12 protein-coding genes and 1 pseudogene are annotated in these 18190 nt (G+C 68.5%); 1 reads left to right on the top strand and 12 read right to left on the bottom strand.

Annotation, left to right across the window (positions count from 1 at the left end; genetic code table 11):
* Positions 1 to 23: 23 nt before the first annotated feature.
* From A9X03_RS14810 to A9X03_RS14775, 8 genes are all read right to left on the bottom strand, one after another.
* Positions 24 to 962, bottom strand: coding sequence for a crotonase/enoyl-CoA hydratase family protein (locus tag A9X03_RS14810; RefSeq protein WP_067753440.1), 939 nt, complete (start codon positions 960 to 962; stop codon positions 24 to 26).
* Positions 959 to 2587, bottom strand: a complete 1629-nt coding sequence (locus A9X03_RS14805) for an acyl-CoA dehydrogenase family protein (RefSeq protein WP_067753436.1) — start codon at positions 2585 to 2587, stop codon at positions 959 to 961. Before A9X03_RS14805 ends, A9X03_RS14810 begins: the two co-directional genes overlap by 4 nt.
* Positions 2588 to 2638: 51 nt before the next feature.
* Entirely contained in the window at positions 2639 to 3469 is an 831-nt protein-coding gene (locus A9X03_RS14800; protein WP_067891158.1) for a PHB depolymerase family esterase, read from the bottom strand.
* 11 nt (positions 3470 to 3480) lie between these two features.
* On the bottom strand, positions 3481 to 4236 hold the full coding sequence (locus A9X03_RS14795; RefSeq protein ID WP_067891160.1) for a deoxyribonuclease IV: 756 nt from the start codon (positions 4234 to 4236) through the stop codon (positions 3481 to 3483).
* A gap of 144 nt (positions 4237 to 4380) precedes the next feature.
* Positions 4381 to 8331 carry a DNA-directed RNA polymerase subunit beta' gene (locus A9X03_RS14790; protein WP_067753430.1) on the bottom strand — a complete coding sequence of 1317 codons (3951 nt, stop codon included), beginning with the start codon at positions 8329 to 8331 and terminating at the stop codon, positions 4381 to 4383.
* A gap of 41 nt (positions 8332 to 8372) precedes the next feature.
* Entirely contained in the window at positions 8373 to 11879 is a 3507-nt protein-coding gene (locus tag A9X03_RS14785) for a DNA-directed RNA polymerase subunit beta (RefSeq protein ID WP_156670070.1), read from the bottom strand.
* 397 nt (positions 11880 to 12276) lie between these two features.
* A complete protein-coding gene (locus tag A9X03_RS14780) occupies positions 12277 to 13287 on the bottom strand; it encodes an ABC transporter ATP-binding protein (RefSeq protein WP_067312439.1) in 1011 nt (336 codons plus the stop codon).
* A gap of 169 nt (positions 13288 to 13456) precedes the next feature.
* Positions 13457 to 14947 carry a carotenoid oxygenase family protein gene (locus tag A9X03_RS14775; protein WP_068261642.1) on the bottom strand — a complete coding sequence of 497 codons (1491 nt, stop codon included), beginning with the start codon at positions 14945 to 14947 and terminating at the stop codon, positions 13457 to 13459.
* A 62-nt stretch (positions 14948 to 15009) separates the two neighbouring features.
* Between A9X03_RS14775 and A9X03_RS14770 the strand changes: the two genes are divergently transcribed.
* Positions 15010 to 15696, top strand: coding sequence for a TetR/AcrR family transcriptional regulator (locus A9X03_RS14770; protein ID WP_369828488.1), 687 nt, complete (start codon positions 15010 to 15012; stop codon positions 15694 to 15696).
* A 54-nt stretch (positions 15697 to 15750) separates the two neighbouring features.
* Here A9X03_RS14770 and rplL read toward each other — a convergent pair whose 3' ends face one another.
* The 4 genes and pseudogenes from rplL to A9X03_RS14750 all read right to left on the bottom strand — a co-directional run.
* Positions 15751 to 16143, bottom strand: coding sequence for a 50S ribosomal protein L7/L12 (rplL, locus tag A9X03_RS14765; protein ID WP_067109612.1), 393 nt, complete (start codon positions 16141 to 16143; stop codon positions 15751 to 15753).
* A 43-nt stretch (positions 16144 to 16186) separates the two neighbouring features.
* Positions 16187 to 16804: a 50S ribosomal protein L10 gene (gene rplJ / locus A9X03_RS14760; RefSeq protein ID WP_067757458.1), complete on the bottom strand. Its 618-nt coding sequence runs from the start codon at positions 16802 to 16804 to the stop codon at positions 16187 to 16189.
* Between the two features lie 258 nt (positions 16805 to 17062).
* Positions 17063 to 17971: an ROK family protein gene (locus A9X03_RS14755; protein WP_067891171.1), complete on the bottom strand. Its 909-nt coding sequence runs from the start codon at positions 17969 to 17971 to the stop codon at positions 17063 to 17065.
* A 5-nt stretch (positions 17972 to 17976) separates the two neighbouring features.
* Positions 17977 to 18190, bottom strand: a pseudogene (locus tag A9X03_RS14750) (malonyl CoA-ACP transacylase); the annotation flags it as partial.

Genomic DNA, 18190 nt, shown 5'->3' with positions numbered 1-18190 from the left:
CGGGCCGTCATGGTGGCCATGGGCTAGACCTGTGACGCGCGGCGGCCGTAGTCACCGAAGGGCTCGTCGCGATGCCGCACCGCTTCCCGGAAGCCGTGTTCGGTCGCGTCGGCGACGAAGGCGTGGCCTTCGGGGGTATGCCGGGCGACACCGTCGAACACGGTGCTGACCATCCTGCTGGTGGCCACACCCTGTTGCAGCAGAGCCGAATTGAGCGCGAGCTTGACCATGATCAGCTGGTTGACCGGCACCGCGGCGATCCGCTGCACCAGCCGCTCGGTGCGCTCGTCGAGGTCTTCGGGCTCCGGCGCCTCGACCGCCAGGCCCCATTCCGCGGCCTGAGCCCCGGTGATGCAATCGCCGGTGAACAGCAGGCGCTTGGCGCGCTGGTCGCCCAGCCGGTGCGCCCACAGGCCCGCCGCCGGGACGCCCCATACCCGGGTCGGCGGGTACCCGATCTTGGCGTCGGCGGCAGCGATCACCTGGTCGGCGTGCAGCGCGATGTCGGTGCCGCCGGCCACGCAATAGCCATGGATCTTGACCACCGTCGGCTTGTCGGCGTGCATCAGGCTGGAGAAGCCGCGCACGAACCGGCTCATCATCTGGTAGTCGATCATCGGGTCCCACGGCTGATCGGGTAAGTGGTTGACCGCCTGGGTTTTTCCGCTGAGAACGGTCCCCGCATAGGCGCCGGTCCCGCCGGCCGAGCCGGTGCGATCGGCGTACGCGCTCAGGTCGAAGCCCGCACAGAAGCCCTCGCCACGACCCGACACCAGGATCACGTGCACATTGGGATCCAGATCGGCGCGCTCCACCAGCGCCGAGAGCTCCAGCGGGGTGTCCGCGACGATCGCGTTGCCCTTCTCCGGCCGGTTGAAGGTGATCCGGGCAACCCGATCGGTGACCTCATAGGTCATCGTCTTCAGGTTGTCGAAGTCGACCGGCCTGATCGCGTGAGTCATCCCTTTACTAGAGCACGCTCGAGAATGGGAGCCAGGTCGAGCCCGGTGGGCATCGTGCCGAACGCGCCGCCCCACCGACGGTCGAGCCGGGTGGTCAGGAAGGCCTCGGCGACCGCGGGGTGGCCGTGGCGCACCAGCAGCGAGCCCTGCAGCGCCAGACAGATGTCCTCGGCGACCTTGCGGGCCCGATGCGCGATGGTGTCCAGGTCGCTCAGGTCCTGCCGCAGCCGGTCGACGTGCGCGCCCAGTCGCGGGTCGGCCGCGGCGCTTTCGGAGAGTTCACCGAACAACACCTCGACGCATTCGGGGCGAGTTGCCATGGCGCGCAACGTGTCCAGCGCGCTCACATTGCCCGAGCCCTCCCAGATGCCCATCAGCGGCGCCTCACGGAACAACCGCGGCATGCCCGAGTCCTCGACGTAGCCGTTGCCGCCCAGGCATTCCAGCGCCTCGGCGGCGTGCGGGGTGGCGCGCTTGCACACCCAGTACTTGCTGGCCGCCAACCCGATGCGGCGCAGCAACGCCTCCCGGTCGTCGCCGCGCAACGCCTTGTCGGTGGCGCCGGCCATCCGCATCGCGACGATGGTGGCGGCCTCGGCCTCCACGGCCAGGTCGGCCAGCACGTTGCGCATGAGCGGCTGGTCGATCAGATAGGCGCCGAACGCCTTTCGGTGCTGAGCGTGGTGGATCGCGCGGGTCAGGCCGGTGCGCATGCTGGTGGCACTGCCGAGGGTGCAGTCCAGCCGCGTCAGGTTGACCATCTCGATGATGGTGGGGACGCCGCGGCCCTCCTCGCCCACCAACCATGCGGTGGCGCCGTCGTACTCGACCTCACTGGACGCGTTGGCGTGGTTGCCCAGCTTGTCCTTGAGCCGCTGCAGGAACATGCGGTTGCGACTGCCGTCGGGCAGCACCCGCGGCAGCAGGAAGCAGGACAGCCCGCCCGGGGCCTGCGCGAGAACCAGGAAGATGTCGCACATCGGGGCCGAGGTGAACCACTTGTGACCGACGAGGCTGTAGGTGCCGTCGCCGTTCGGGGTGGCCTGCGTCGTCCCCGCCCGCACGTCGGAGCCGCCCTGCTTCTCGGTCATCGACATGCCCGCGGTGATGCCGCGTTTGGTGGTGGCCAGCTTGAGCTCGGGATCGTATTCGCGGCTGGTGAGCAGCGGCTCGTAGACCGCCGCGAGTTCGGGGTTGTAGCGCAGCGCGGGGACGACGGCGTAGGTCATCGAGATCGGGCAGGTGTGGCCGGGCTCGACGTTCCAGACCGACATCTTGGCCGCACGCACCACGTGGGCGCCCGGGCGCCCGTCGGCCCACGGTGCCGCGTGGATGCCGCTGGCGATCGCCGTGCGCATCAGTTCGTGGTAGGCCGGGTCGTACTCGACCTCGTCGACCCGGTGGCCGTATTTGTCATGGGTGTGCAGGATGGGCCGGTTGCGGTCGGCGAGCTCGCCCCAGCGCTGGGCTTGGGCGCCGCCGGCGATCGCCCCCACCTCGGTCACCTCTTCGGAGCCCCATTCCCCACCCTCACGGATCAGGGCCTCGGCGAGTACCGCGGACGTCGCGGGGTTGTAGTTCTCCAGCGGGGGAACCTGGTTGGTGACGACATGCGTATCCGACATGCCCCTCATGTTACATTTTTTCGACAGCCGCACAAGAGGTGTAATGCGACGTCACCGTGGGTGCGCGGCGAAGAACTCCCACAGGGTGCGGGCGGCGAACGGCGGCCACTCGTGGCCGCCCTGATCGATCGTGATGAGCGTGACGCCGCGGTTGCCTGCGCAGCCCGCCGTCGACGTGGTGATCGGGCCATTGCTGGTGGTGGCCGGGCTTGCGCACTGGTCGACGTTGCGCCAGAACGCATTCACCTCGGGCACCGCGGGGCCGTTGATCACGCTGAAACCCTGCCCGCCGCCGTAGGGCACCAGCCGGTCCGCCGTGCCGTGAATGTGCATGATCGACGTCGGACGCGGGTTGGGGCATCGAGTCAGCTGCGTGGCGGCGACCGGGCCGATCGCGGCGAAGATGTCGGTGGCGCACGCGAGCGTAAAGGACATGATGCCGCCGTTGCTCATTCCGGAGACATAGACGCGGGCGGGGTCGGTGCCGACGTGCTTGGCGACGTCGGCGACGACCGCGCTGATGAACGCGACGTCGTCGACGCCCTCCCGTCCCGGCCGGCCGCAGCAGGTCTCCCCGTCGACGTTCCAGGCCCGGTCCAGCCCGTCCGGGTAGGCGACGACGACCTTGGCCGAATCGGCCAATTCGTCCCAGCCGTAATCCCTTTCGACCTGCCGGGCGCTCCCGGAATAGCCGTGCAGCACGACGACCAGCGGAGGCGATGCGGATTTGCCCGCCGGCTCGTAGAGCCGGTAGCTGCGATCGTGTCCGCCCACATCGAGGTGGTGCAGGCTGGTCCCGGTGACGAAGCCCGAGGGCGGACCAGGCGAACAGCTCGCGACCAGGAGGACGACCCCGAGGAGCGTTGCGAGCCGACCGAGCACGGGCGGAGATCTCAGCCGCCGGTCTTTTCCCGCAGGAACGCGATGTCGTCCTTGCGTCCCTCGTCGGCGGTCTCGCAGATGACGGGTGCAGCGGCCGCCGTGACCACCGCGACGAGCAGCTCGGGATCGATCTGGCCGGTGCCGAAGTTGGCGTGCCGGTCGGCGCCCGAGCCCGCCGCGTCCCTCGAGTCGTTGCAGTGCACCAGGTCGATGCGGCCGGTCAGCGCCTTGATCCGCTCGACCGCGTCGACCAGCGCCTCGCCGGCGGCCCAGGCGTGGCAGGTGTCCAGGCAGAAGCCGATTCCCTTGTCGCCGATGTGATCCCAGAGTTTGCCGATGGTGTCGAAGTGACGCGCCATCGCGTGGTCGCCGCCCGCCGTGTTCTCCAGGTACACGGGCACATCGGTTTCCAGGTAGTCCAGCGCCTTGACCCACCGCTCGAACCCGGCCTCCATGTCGTCGTCGTCGGCGTGGCCGCCGTGCACGATCACGGCCGTCGCGCCGATCTCCGCGGCCGCGTCGCAGGTGTCCTGCAGGATCTTGCGCGACGGGATGCGGATGCGGTTGTTGGCCGACGCCACGTTGATGAGGTACGGCGCGTGGACGTAGAGCGGCACGGCCGACGCCTTGAGCGTGCCGGCGTCGTCGCGGGGCTTGGGCTTCTTCCAGCTCTGCGGGTTGCCGAGGAAGAACTGCACCACGTCGGCCCCGTCCGCCTGGGCGGCCGCCAGCGGGTCTTCGTTGTGGACGTGTGAACCGATGAGCACGTCGCCAGTGTAGTAAGGGCGGCCGACGCGAGCGTCACGCCAGCGTGACATTGGGTCGCGAGAGCCACGCTGGCGTGACAGTCGGCGGGTACGAGCGGGTACGAAAAAGCCCCGGGCGAGTGCCCGGGGCTTTTTCTGTGTCGACTACCGGTAGTCGCTGTAGCCGTAGTCGTCCAGCGGAACCGCGGCTCCAGTCGCCTGGCCGAAGTCCGGGCTGTAGTACTGATCCTCGTAGGACGGGATCGTGTACGCGGCGGCCCGGGCCTCCTCGGTCGGCTGTACCTGGATGTTGCGGTACCGGTTGATGCCGGTACCGGCCGGGATCAGCTTTCCGATGATCACGTTCTCCTTCAGACCGTTGAGCTTGTCGCTGCGGCAGTTGATGGCCGCATCGGTCAGCACTCGCGTGGTCTCCTGGAACGACGCCGCACTGAGCCACGAATCGGTGGCCAGCGATGCCTTCGTGATACCCATCAGTACCGGGCGCCCGGCGGCGGGCTCGCCGCCCTCGGCCACCACGCGACGGTTCTCCGCCTCGAACTCCGCGCGGTCGATCAGCGAGCCGGGCAGGAACTCCGTCGAGCCCGAGTCGATGATGGTGACGCGACGCAGCATCTGGCGGACGATCACCTCGATGTGCTTGTCGTGGATCGACACACCCTGGGCGCGGTAAACCTCCTGGACCTCGCGGACCAGGTGGATCTGCACCTCGCGGGGGCCCTGCACGCGCAACACCTCGTGCGGGTCGGCCGAACCCTCCATCAGCTGCTGGCCCACCTCGACGTGGTCGCCGTCGGACAGGACCCGCTCGGAACCGTCGTCGTGCTTGAACACGCGCAGCCGCTGCCGCTTGGAGAGCTTGTCGTACACGACCTCCTCGCTCCCGTCGTCGGGAACGATGGTGATCTTGTAGAAGCGCTCACCCTCCTCGAGTTGCACCCGCCCGGTGACGTCGGCGATCGGCGCCTTGCCGCGCGGGACGCGGGCCTCGAACAGTTCCTGGACCCGGGGCAGACCGCCGGTGATGTCCTCACCGACACCACCCTGGTGGAAGGTACGCATGGTCAGCTGCGTGCCGGGCTCACCGATGGACTGGGCCGCGACGATGCCGACGGCCTCGCCGATGTCGACCAGCTTGCCGGTGGCCATCGAACGCCCGTAGCAGGTCGCGCACACGCCGGTGCCCGTGGTGCAGGTCAGCACCGAGCGCACCTTCACCTGCGTGATGCCGGCCGCCAGCAGGGCGTCGATCTCCGGGTCACCCAGGTCCTCGCCGCGCGCGACGACGACGTTCCCGGCCTCGTCGACCGCGTCGGTGCCCAAAGTCCGCGCGTACGCCGAGGTTTCGATGTACGGGTCGCGGATCAGGGTGCCGTCGGGCTGACGCTCGGCGAGCTCGACGATGATGCCGCGCTCGGTCTCGCAGTCGTGCTCGCGGACGATGACGTCCTGGCTCACGTCCACCAGACGACGGGTCAGGTAACCCGAGTCGGCGGTACGCAACGCGGTGTCCGCCAGGCCCTTTCGGGCGCCGTGCGTGTTGATGAAGTACTCCAGCACCGTCAGGCCCTCGCGGAACGACGACTTGACCGGACGCGGGATGAACTCACCCTTCGGGTTGGTCACCAGACCCTTCATGCCGGCCAGCGTTCGGGTCTGGGTGAAGTTACCCGTGGCACCCGAGTCGACGATCGTGATGATCGGGTTGTCGCTGGGGTAGTGCTCGCGGAGCGCCTGACCGACCTCGTCGGTGGCTTCCTTCCAGATCTCCACCAGCGCCTCGTTGCGCTCGTCGTGGTTCAAAGCGCCTCGCTGGAACTGCTTTTCGACCTTCTCGGCCCGCTCCTCGTACTGGTCGAGGATCTCCTTCTTGCGCGGCGGGACCAGCACGTCGGCCATCGACACGGTGACCCCACTGCGGGTGGCCCAGTAGAAGCCGGCGTCCTTGAGCTTGTCGACGGTCTGCGCCACCACGATCATCGGGTAGCGCTCGGCGAGGTCGTTGATGATCGCGGCCTGCACCTTCTTGTGCATCTGCTTGTTCACGAACGGGTAGCCCACCGGCAGCAGCTCGTTGAACAGCACCCGGCCCAGCGTCGTCTCGGCCATCCAGGCGTCGCCCGGCTGCCAGCCGTTGGCGCCGAACAGCTCGGCCTCGATCTCGGCGGGCGGACGCAGCTGCGTCAGTCGCACCTTGATCTTGGCCCGCACCGACAGCACGCCGCGGTCGGCGGCCATGATCGCCTCGGCCGGCGAGGAGTACACGCCAACCTCCGGCTGATCCTTTGCGGCGGGCGAGAATTCGCCCTTGTCGCCGTCGACCTCGGTGGTCAGGAAGTACAGCCCGGTCACCATGTCCAGTCGCGGCATGGCCAGCGGGCGGCCGGAGGCCGGCGACAGGATGTTGTTGGAAGACAGCATCAGGATGCGGGCCTCGGCCTGCGCCTCGGCGCTCAGCGGCAGGTGCACCGCCATCTGGTCACCGTCGAAGTCGGCGTTGAACGCCTCACACACCAGCGGGTGCAGCTGAATCGCCTTGCCCTCCACCAGCATCGGCTCGAAGGCCTGGATGCCCAGCCGGTGCAGCGTGGGTGCGCGGTTCAGCAGCACCGGGTGCTCGGCGATGACCTCTTCCAGGACGTCCCACACCTGGGGACGCTGCCGCTCCACCATCCGCTTGGCGCTCTTGATGTTCTGCGCGTGGTTGAGGTCGACGAGCCGCTTCATCACGAACGGCTTGAACAGCTCGAGCGCCATCAGCTTGGGCAGGCCGCACTGGTGCAGCTTGAGCTGCGGGCCGACCACGATGACGCTGCGGCCCGAGTAGTCGACACGCTTACCGAGCAGGTTCTGACGGAACCGGCCCTGCTTGCCCTTCAACAGATCCGACAGCGACTTCAGCGGACGGTTGCCCGGCCCGGTGACCGGGCGGCCGCGACGGCCGTTGTCGAACAGCGCGTCGACGGACTCCTGCAGCATCCGCTTCTCGTTGTTGACGATGATCTCGGGCGCGCCGAGGTCGATCAGCCTCTTGAGGCGGTTGTTGCGGTTGATGACCCGGCGGTACAGGTCGTTCAGGTCACTGGTCGCGAAGCGGCCACCGTCCAACTGCACCATCGGGCGCAGTTCCGGCGGGATCACCGGGACGGCGTCGAGCACCATGCCCATCGGCGAGTTGCCCGACTGCTGGAAGGCGGCGACCACCTTCAGGCGCTTGAGGGCGCGAAGCTTCTTCTGCCCCTTGCCGTTTCGGATGACGTCACGCAGCGAGTCGGCCTCGGCGTCGATGTCGAAGTTCTCGATGAGCTTCTGGATCGACTCCGCGCCCATGGCGCCGGTGAAGTACTCGCCGTAGCGGTCGACGAGCTCGCGGTAGAGGTTCTCGTCGACGATCAACTGCTTGGGGGCCAGCTTGGTGAAGGTGCTCCAAATGTCCTCCAGCCGGTCCAGCTCACGCTGGGCGCGGTCGCGGAGCTGACGCATCTCCCGCTCGCCGCCGTCGCGCACCTTGCGGCGGGCGTCGGCCTTGGCGCCCTCGGCCTCCAGCTCGGCCAGGTCGGCCTCCAGCTTCTGCGCGCGGGCCTCCAGGTCGGCGTCGCGCTGATCCTCAACGGCCTTGCGCTCCACCATCATTTCGGCCTCGAGCGTGGACAGCTCGTTGTGCCGCATCTCGTCGTCGACCGACGTGATCACGTACGCCGCGAAGTAGATGATCTTCTCGAGATCCTTCGGGGCGAGGTCGAGCAGGTAACCGAGGCGGCTCGGCACACCCTTGAAGTACCAGATGTGCGTGACCGGCGCGGCCAGCTCGATGTGACCCATCCGCTCGCGGCGCACCTTGGCGCGAGTCACCTCGACGCCGCAACGCTCACAGATGATGCCCTTGAAGCGGACGCGCTTGTACTTGCCGCAGTAGCACTCCCAGTCGCGAGTAGGTCCGAAGATCTTCTCGCAGAACAGGCCGTCCTTCTCCGGCTTCAGCGTGCGGTAGTTGATCGTCTCCGGCTTCTTGACCTCGCCGTAAGACCATTGCCTGATGTCCTCCGCGGTGGCCAGGCCGATACGGAGTTCATCGAAGAAGTTGACGTCGAGCACGTAACTCCCTTTCCCCTTGCGGGTTTAGTAACTAAAAGTGATTAAGCCAGGTCCTCAACGGAGGCGGATTCGTTGCGCGACAAGTTGATTCCCAGGTTGGCCGCAGCCCGCTCCAGGTCCTCGTCCTCGCCTTCGCGCAATTCGATCGCCGCGCCGTCCGACGAGAGCACCTCGACGTTCAGGCACAGCGACTGCAGCTCCTTGAGCAGCACCTTGAACGACTCGGGGATGCCCGGCTCGGGGATGTTCTCGCCCTTGACGATCGCCTCGTACACCTTGACCCGGCCGACCGTGTCGTCGGACTTGATGGTCAACAGCTCCTGCAGCGTGTACGCGGCGCCGTAGGCCTGCATGGCCCAGCACTCCATCTCACCGAACCGCTGGCCACCGAACTGCGCCTTACCGCCCAGCGGCTGCTGGGTGATCATCGAGTACGGGCCGGTGGAGCGGGCGTGGATCTTGTCGTCCACCAGGTGGTGCAGCTTCATGATGTACATGAAGCCAACCGTCACCGGGTACGGGAACGGCTCACCGCTGCGGCCGTCGAAGAGCACCGCCTTGCCGTCGCCGTCCACCATCACCTCGTTGTCCCGGTTGGGCAGCGTGCAGGACAGCAGCCCCTGCAGCTCCGCCTCCCGGGCGCCGTCGAACACCGGCGTCGACACGATGGCGTTCGGCTCCGCGCTCTGCAGCTCCTTGGGCAGGTTGGCCGCCCACTCGGGGGAACCCTCGATGTTCCAGCCGGACTTGGCCACCCACCCGAGGTGGGTCTCCAGGATCTGGCCGATGTTCATCCGTCGCGGCACACCGTGCGTGTTCAGGATGATGTCCACCGGGGTGCCGTCCGGCAGGAACGGCATGTCCTCGACGGGCAGGATCTTGCCGATCACGCCCTTGTTGCCGTGCCGGCCGGCGAGCTTGTCACCGTCGGAGATCTTGCGCTTCTGGGCCACGTAGACGCGGACCAGCTCGTTGACACCGGCCGGCAGCTCGTCGTCGTCCTCGCGGGAGAACACCCGGATGCCGATCACCTTGCCGGACTCGCCGTGCGGCACCTTCAGCGAGGTGTCGCGGACCTCGCGGGCCTTCTCACCGAAGATCGCCCGCAGCAGCCGCTCCTCCGGGGTCAGCTCGGTCTCCCCCTTCGGGGTGACCTTGCCGACCAGGATGTCGCCGTCGCGCACCTCGGCGCCGATGCGGACGATGCCGCGCTCGTCGAGGTCGGCCAGCACCTCGTCGGAGACGTTCGGGATGTCCCGGGTGATCTCCTCGGCGCCCAGCTTGGTGTCGCGGGCGTCGATCTCGTGCTCCTCGATGTGGATCGAGGTGAGCACGTCCTCCTCAACCAGGCGGTTGGACAGGATGATCGCGTCCTCGTAGTTGTGGCCCTCCCACGGCATGATCGCCACCAGCAGGTTCTTGCCCAGCGCCATCTCACCGTTCTCGGTGCAGGGGCCGTCGGCGATGACCTGGCCGGCCTCGACCCGGTCCCCGGCGTCCACGATCGGCGACTGGTTGGCGCAGGTGCCGTGGTTGGACCGCTCGAACTTGCGCATCCGGTAGGTGTGCCGGGTGCCGTCGTCGGCCATCACCGTGATGTAGTCGGCGCTGACTTCCTCGATCACCCCGGCCTTGTCCGCGACGACGACGTCGCCGGCGTCGATCGCGGCGCGCAGCTCCATGCCGGTGCCCACCAGCGGCGCCTCGCTGCGCACCAGCGGAACCGCCTGACGCTGCATGTTGGCGCCCATCAGGGCACGGTTGGCGTCGTCGTGTTCGAGGAACGGGATCATGGCGGTGGCCACCGACACCATCTGGCGCGGCGACACGTCCATGTAGTCCACCTCGGACGACGGCACGTACTCGACCTCGCCCGCCTTGCGGCGGACCAGGACGCGCGACTCCTCAAACCGGCCCTTCGCGTCGATCGGCGAGTTGGCCTGCGCCACCACGTGGCGGTCCTCCTCGTCGGCGGTCAGGTAGTGGATCTCGTCGGTGACCACACCGTCGACCACCTTGCGGTACGGCGTCTCGATGAAGCCGAACGGGTTGACCCGCGCGTACACCGACAGCGAGCCGATCAGGCCGATGTTCGGACCCTCCGGGGTCTCGATCGGGCACATCCGGCCGTAGTGCGACGGGTGCACGTCACGAACCTCCAGCCCGGCCCGCTCACGGGACAGACCGCCGGGGCCCAGCGCCGACAGGCGGCGCTTGTGGGTCAGACCCGACAGCGGGTTGTTCTGGTCCATGAACTGGGAGAGCTGGCTGGTGCCGAAGAACTCCTTGATCGCGGCGACGACCGGCCGGATGTTGATCAGCGTCTGCGGCGTGATCGCCTCGACGTCCTGCGTGGTCATCCGCTCGCGGACGACGCGCTCCATCCGGGACATGCCGACCCGGATCTGGTTCTGGATCAACTCGCCGACCGTGCGCAGCCGCCGGTTGCCGAAGTGGTCGATGTCGTCGGTCTCCACCGGCACCTCGATGCCGCCCGGGACGGTCATCGTGGCCTGGCCCTCGTGCAGGCGGACCAGGTATTCGATGGTCGCGACGACGTCTTCCTCGGTCAGCGTGGACGACGTGATCGGCTCGCCGGCGTGCAGGCCGAGCTTCTTGTTGACCTTGTAGCGGCCGACGCGGGCCAGGTCGTAGCGCTTCTCCTTGAAGAACAGGTTCTCCAGCAGGGTCTGCGCGGACTCCTTGGTCGGCGGCTCGCCCGGGCGCAGCTTGCGGTAGATGTCCAGCAGCGCCTCGTCGGTGCCCGCGGTGTTGTCCTTCTCCAGCGTGCCCATCATGATCTCGGAGAAGCCGAACCGCTCGTGGATCTGCTCGTTGGTCCAGCCCAGCGCCTTGAGCAGCACGGTGACGGGCTGGCGGCGCTTGCGGTCGATGCGCACGCCGACGGTGTCGCGCTTGTCGACGTCGAACTCCAGCCACGCGCCGCGGCTGGGGATCACCTTGACGCTGTGCAGCAGCTTCTCGGTGGACTTGTCGATGGTCTCGTCGAAGTACACGCCGGGCGAGCGAACGAGCTGGCTGACGACCACGCGCTCGGTCCCGTTGATGATGAAGGTGCCCTTCTCGGTCATCATCGGGAAGTCGCCCATGAACACCGTCTGGCTCTTGATCTCGCCGGTGTTGTTGTTGATGAACTCGGCCGTGACGAACAGCGGGGCCGCGTACGTCATGTCCTTGTCTTTGCACTCGTCGACCGGCGCCTTGACCTCGTCGAAACGGGGATCGGAGAACGACAGCGACATCGAGCCGGAGAAGTCCTCGATCGGCGAGAGCTCGTAGAGCACCTCTTCGAGGCCGCCGACCGGGCTGGGCTCGCCACGATCGGTGGCGGCCTCGCGCCAGCGCGGTGAGCCGATCAACCACTCGAAGGAGTCGATCTGCACGTCGAGCAGGCCGGGAACCTCGAGCGGTTCGCGGAGCTTGGCGAAGGAAACTCGGTTGGGCGCTCCGGGGACGGAGCCGTTTAGGGAACTTCCATTAGAGGAACTTTGTGGGCGATCCGTTTTGCTCTGGCGAGAATCAGCCAAGATGCATCCTTCCAGCACCTCGTGCGACTCACGAAGACCGGAACCACCGGTTGCGTTCGCCGCGAATTGTGTCGGTTAGGCCGGCGAACGAACTGTCCGGATCTCACGCGCACGGTGAAAGAACTAAGCCGCTTGCAGGGGGCTCAGGCTTAGACCACGGTGTCAGGTGGCGGGTGAGGTGGGCAGGAGGTAGCCAGCGCAACGTCCAACAATAGCGTAGGGCGGCGCATTCCTCAACTGTCCAGCACAGGACATCCAGGGACATCGGCGCTGGCTGGCATCTCGACTCTCCGCTGGATACATGCTGCCCAACAGACTGGCCCGTTTACGGCCCGTCGTCAAGAGGGCGGGCCGGGGGAGTTACGCGAAGTTATCGCGAAACCTCGGGCCGGACGAGCTAGTCGCCGACCTCGTGCGCGCGGTACTTGTGGGTGCCCTCCATGTCGTCGATGATCGCGGCTTGCGCCTTCTGCGGCAGGGTGTGCAGGATCTCGCGCACCCGCGCCTGGCGCCGGCCGACGGCCTTGCGCTCGGGCATCCCGGGGGACGCGACGATCTGCGGCGGCACGCCCTCGATCTCCTCCACACCGCCGGCGTGCTGGCCGGCCTCGAGGGCGGCCTGCTCTTCGGCCATCGTCGCCTCGTCCTTTTCCTCGGACATGCCGATCGGGCCGATGCGGCGGCCGTTGAGGAACTGCCGCACGACCGGCTCGTCGCTGGTCAGCAGCACCTCGCGGGGGCCGAACATGACCAGCTTGCGCCGGAAGAGCATGCCCATGTTGTCCGGCACGGTGCGGGCGATGTTGATGTTGTGCGTGACGATGAGGACGGTGGCGTCGATCTGGGCGTTGATGTCAAGGATCAGCTGGCTCAGGTAGGCGGTGCGGACCGGGTCCAGACCGGAGTCGGGCTCGTCGCAGAGGATGATCTGCGGGTCCATCACCAGGGCGCGGGCCAGGCTGGCGCGCTTGCGCATACCGCCGGAGATTTCGCCGGGGAACTTCTTCTCGTCGCCGCCGAGACCCACCATCTGCAGCTTCTCCATGACGATGTCACGGATCTCGCTTTCCTTCTTCTTGGTGTGCTCGCGCAGCGGGAAGGCGGCGTTGTCAAACAGGTTCATCGAACCGAACAGGGCACCGTCCTGGAACATGACGCCGAACAGCGTGCGGATCTCGTAGAGCTCCTTGGCCGAGCACTGCAGGATGTCGGTGCCGTCGATGACCACCGAGCCGCGCTCGGGACGCAGCAGGCCGATCAGGGACTTCAGGAACACCGATTTGCCGGTACCGGACGGCCCCAGCAGCACGCTGACCTCCCCGGCGGGGATCTCCAGGGTCACGTCTTCCCAAATTCTCGACGATCCGAAGGACTTGGTGAGGCCGTTCACCTCAATAGCGACACCCATGGGAGATCCTTCCGTCGACGCTCATGCCCGCCACCTGCCCTTTTATGTGGCATGAGTCACTGTAGCGCACGCTTGCTGCACGGCATCAGGGTTGCAAGGCACAGCCGGGAAAAATTGGCTGACCTGAGATCCGGCCGTCGCCGGCGGCCGCCATCCTATTCGACGCGCGTTAGCCAGTGGGCGCCCAATTGCCGTGAAAGCCCATCGGCACCCGCTGTGGCAAATGCACGGTGGCCACGGACTCGAGCGTCTGCGCGTCGAGCAACACCAGCTGGCCCTGGTCGCGGCCCCGGTGGTAGCCGTAGCCCATCAGAACGCCGTCGTCCTCGACTCGTCCCTTCTGGGAGCCGGGGTTGGGCACAAAGGACATCTCGCCGAGCAAAAGGTCGGGATCGAGCGCGGCGACCTCGCGGGCGCCGGTCTGGTAGTCGTGCTTGTACAGCGCGGCGGCGCCGCCGGCGAAGTAAGCCCCGACGGTGTAGCCGAAGCGGTGCGGGCCGCCCAGCATGTCCTCGTTGATCCGCGGAAATTCCTGCGGCTGATCGTCGCGGCATTCGGTGGCCACCGCGCCGGTCGCCAGGTTGATCGTCCACCGGTCCAGCGTCGGCGGGGTCTCGCCGGGCCCGTGCCGGTCGCGGTCGAACATCCGCGCGTATCGCACCACGTCGAGCACCAAAACCTCTGCGCCGTCCCGCATCTCGGAGTAGGCGTTGAGGGGGTGGTAGACGTAGCAGGGCTCGATCTCGAACCAGCGGACGTCCGCGTTGCCGCCCTCGCGCGGCATGACCCCGATGCGCGCCGGGTAGCCGGGGTTCCAGGCGTACGGCATGCGGTCGGAGTGCTTCGGGTTCCGGTTCATCAGGGCGTTGATCGGGCTCGGCACCCGCACGCGCCCGATCAGCGACTGCATCGCCAGCCGGGCCGGCAGGCCGAGCCAGCGGGGCATGGTCTGCGGCAGCGCCTGCACCGGGTCGAAGGTCACCGGCAGGTCGTAGATGACGACGTACTTCTCGGTCAGTGAGAAGTCGTGCATCATCGGCGACCCGGACACCTCGATGTCGACCGTGCGGCGGGCGCGGCCCCGGGTGTCGATCACCGAGTACTGCACGGTGCGTCCGCGGGCGAACGAGTAAGAGACGGCGTGCAATTCGCCGGTGCGCGGGTCGCGGTGCGGATGGGCGGTGTAGCCGCCCGCCAGCGTGCCGTCGAAGTCGCAGGTGCCGACCGTGTCCAGCGCGTCGGTCAGCTCGTAGTTGGCCACCCCGCCCTCGACCAGCGCCAGGGTGCGCCCGGCGTGGGTCAAGACATTGGTGTTGGCGCCGAGCGAGAGCATGCCCGCCCGCGGGTCGAGCCGGCCCGGCGCCGCCTCGCCCAGGGCCGCGCACACCGACAGGCTGCGCACCCAGCGGTTGCGGTACCAGCGGGCACTGCCCCCGCTCAGCGCGACGCCGTGCACCATCCCGTCGCCGCTGAACCAGTGGTAGGTGGCCGGGTCGACCTCCTCGGCGGGGTTGGGACCGTTGCGCAGGTAGCGGCCGTCGAGGTGTTCGGGGATGCGTCCGGTGACCGGCAGGTCGGTCGCGGTCACCTCGGCGCCCACCGGCGCCAGCAGGCCCTCGAGGTACTGGTTCCGGGTTTCGGCGGTGTGCGCGACAGTCATCGCTGAGCTCCTATAACATTGATATGACGCTGTTATTTCGACGCTACGCCGCGGATGGGAGGATGGCAACGATGACTTCGGAATTGACTCGAGGGCAGCGCGGCGTCCGCGACGAGATGCTGCGCGCCGCGGTCGGCCTGCTGCACGAGCACGGCCCGGACGCGCTGCAGACCCGCAAGGTCGCCGGCGAGGCCGGAACGTCGACGATGGCGGTGTACACCCACTTCGGCGGGATGCGCGGCCTGATCGCCGAGGTGGCCGAAGAGGGCTTGCGCCAGTTCGACGCCGCGCTGGCGGTGCCCGCGACCGACGATCCGGTCGCCGACCTGTTCGTCATCGGTGCGGCCTACCGGCGCTACGCCATCAGGCACCCGCACATGTATCGGCTGATGTTCGGCAGCACCAGCGCGCACGGCATCAACGCCCCCGCGGGCAACGTGTTGACGCTGACGGTCGACGAGATCGAGCAGGACGTGCCCGGCTTCGTGCACGTCGTCCGGGCGGTCCGCCGATCGATACTCGCCGGCCGCATCACCGCCTGCGCCCCGGACGACGACCCGACGATCGTCGCCACCGCGGCCCAGTTCTGGTCCCAGGTGCACGGCTTCGTGATGCTGGAGCTGGCCGGCTTCTACGGCGACGACGGGGCGGCCGTCGCGCCGGTGCTCATCTCGATGTTCACCAATTTGCTTGTAGCACTGGGTGATTCCGCCGAGCGAATCGCCCTGTCGGTGCAGTCCACGCGCTGAGGACCACGAAACCCCCGGGAGCCGCAGGGCGGTCCCGGGGGTTTCGGCGTGGAGCTACTTGACGGTGACGGTGGCGCCGGCGGCCTCGAGCTTGGTCTTGGCCTCGTCGGCGGCCTCCTTGGCGACCTTCTCCAGCAGCGGCTTGGGCGCGCTGTCGACCAGGTCCTTGGCCTCCTTGAGGCCCAGGCCGGAGACGATCTCGCGGACGACCTTGATGACGCCGATCTTCTTGTCGCCGGCGGCCTCGAGGATGACGTCGAACTCCGACTGCTCCTCGGCGGCCTCGGCGGGGGCGCCACCGGCGGCCGGGCCGGCCGCGGCGACGGCGACCGGGGCGGCCGCGGTGACCTCGAAGGTCTCCTCGAACTTCTTGACGAAGTCGGAGAGCTCCAACAGGGTCATTTCCTTGAAGGCGTCGAGCAGGTCGTCGGTGGACATTTTCGCCATGGTGTGGGTCCTTCCTTGTGTTCCCAGGTTTGCGGGTTGGTTTTTATTCGGCTTCGGCCGGTGCCTCGGCCGTTTCGGCCGGTGCCTCGGGGGTTTCTTCTGCGGGCGCCGCCGGGGCTTCCGCGACCGGAGCGGCGGGCTCCGGCTCGGCGGGCTTCTTTTCCTGCAGGGCGGCCAACAGGCGGGCCATCTGCGAGGTCGGGGCGGCGAACAGGCCGGCCGCCTTGGCGAGGTTGCCCTTCATGGCGCCGGCCAGCTTGGCCAGCAGCACCTCGCGCGACTCGAGGTCGGCGATGCGCTCGACCTCGGCGACGGTCAGCGCGCGACCGTCCATGTAGCCGCCCTTGATGACCAGCGCCTTGTTGTCCTTGGCGAAGGTCTTGATGGCCTTGGCAGCGTCGACCGGCTCGCCGGTGACGAATGCGATCGCGGTCGGCCCGGCGAACAGCTCGTCGAGGCCTTCGACGCCCGCCTCGGACGCCGCCCGCTTGATCAGCGTGTTCTTGGCCACCGAGTAGGTGGCCGAGCCGCTGAGCGACCGGCGCAGCTCGGCCAGGTTCGCCACGGTCAACCCGCGGTACTCGGTGATCAGGGTCGCGGTCGCCTCCCTGAACTGCTCGGCGATGTCGGCAACGGCGGTGGCTTTGTCAGCCCTGGCCATGCGTACCTCCTGAAGTGAAAGCCATGCGACGTGTCGTCTGTGATCACCCGTGGAACGACGAACGCCCCGGCGCAGGATGCGGCCGGGGCGTGAACGCGCGCCGGCGCGGGCCGGCGCTGCTGCCTCGTCCTCCTGCGTGGGCCGCCGGGATGCTCCCGGACCTTCAACCGATTGCTCGGTGACCGACGGTCTTCGGTGGATCGGGCACCAGGATAGCCTGACCCGCCCCCGTCAGCCAAAACGGCGGCCGTCGTGCGGTCAGCGCAGGCCGGCCAGCCTGGCCGCGCCGACCAGGCCCGCCTCGCCGCCGAGTTCGGCGGACACCACCCGCAGGCCGGCCAGGAAGTCCAGCCGGGCGTACTCGGCCAGCTTCTCCCGCAGGGGGTCGAAGAGCAGGCCACCGGAGTTGGCGACGCCTCCCCCGATGACGACGAGATCCAGGTCGCAGACCGCGCCGACCGAGGCGATCATCGCCGCGAGCGCGGTGGCACCCCGGCGGAATGCCCGGCCCGCCAACGGATCCCCGGCCGCCGCCGCGGCGGCCAGGTCGCGGGCGCCGGCCGAGGGCGGGGCGGACCACCCGTTGGCCCGCGCCCAGCGCACCATGGACGGCCCGGACGCGATCGCCTCGACGCAGCCGCGCCCGCCGCACACGCAGGGCGGACCGCCGTCCTCCACCACCACGTGCCCGACGTGGCCGGCGTTGCCGGTGCGGCCGGTGTACGGGGTGCCGCCGAGCACCAGCCCGCCGCCCACCCCGGTGGACACCACCATGCCCAGCAGGAAGTCCGCGCCGCGGCCCGCGCCACGCCAGTGCTCGCCCAGCGCCATGCACAGGCCGTCGCCGCCGAGCCGCACGGGCACGCCCGGCACCGCGGCCGCGACGCGGTCGCGCAGCGGGAACCGTTGCCAGCCTTTGATGTTGACGGGGCTGACGGTTCCGGCGCGCAGGTCGATGGGGCCGGCCGACCCGATGCCCACCGCGGCGACCGCACCGCCGGCCGCGCGCAGCGCGTCGGCGATCGCCGCATGGAGAGCGGCCCACACCTCCTCGGCCGCGCCGCCGCCCGGCGTGGGCCGGACGACGGTGTGCACCAGCGCGCCGTCGGGGTCGGCGAGGCCGGCGGCGATCTTGGTGCCGCCGATGTCCAGGCAGAGGGTGAGCATCGCGATCAGTGCCGGTGGGTGTTGTCGGGTTGGCGGGGGTCGCCGGGATGCTCGTAGCCGGGAGCGAGCCGCACCAGCGCGGCCCGCCGCGCGTCCAGCCACACCCGGAAGGCGCGGCGGCGCGCGGCGCCGAGCAGATGGCCGGCGATCGCCGACCGCACGTCGTCCAGCTGCGGCGTGGCCGGCGGCGACCGCCAGCCGTGCGAATCGCGGCCCGGC

The organism is Mycobacterium sp. E1715, assembly GCF_001667625.1.
Taxonomy (GTDB): domain Bacteria; phylum Actinomycetota; class Actinomycetes; order Mycobacteriales; family Mycobacteriaceae; genus Mycobacterium.
Note: the sequence above shows the minus strand (reverse complement) of the source record. Positions and strands in the feature narration are given on the sequence as shown.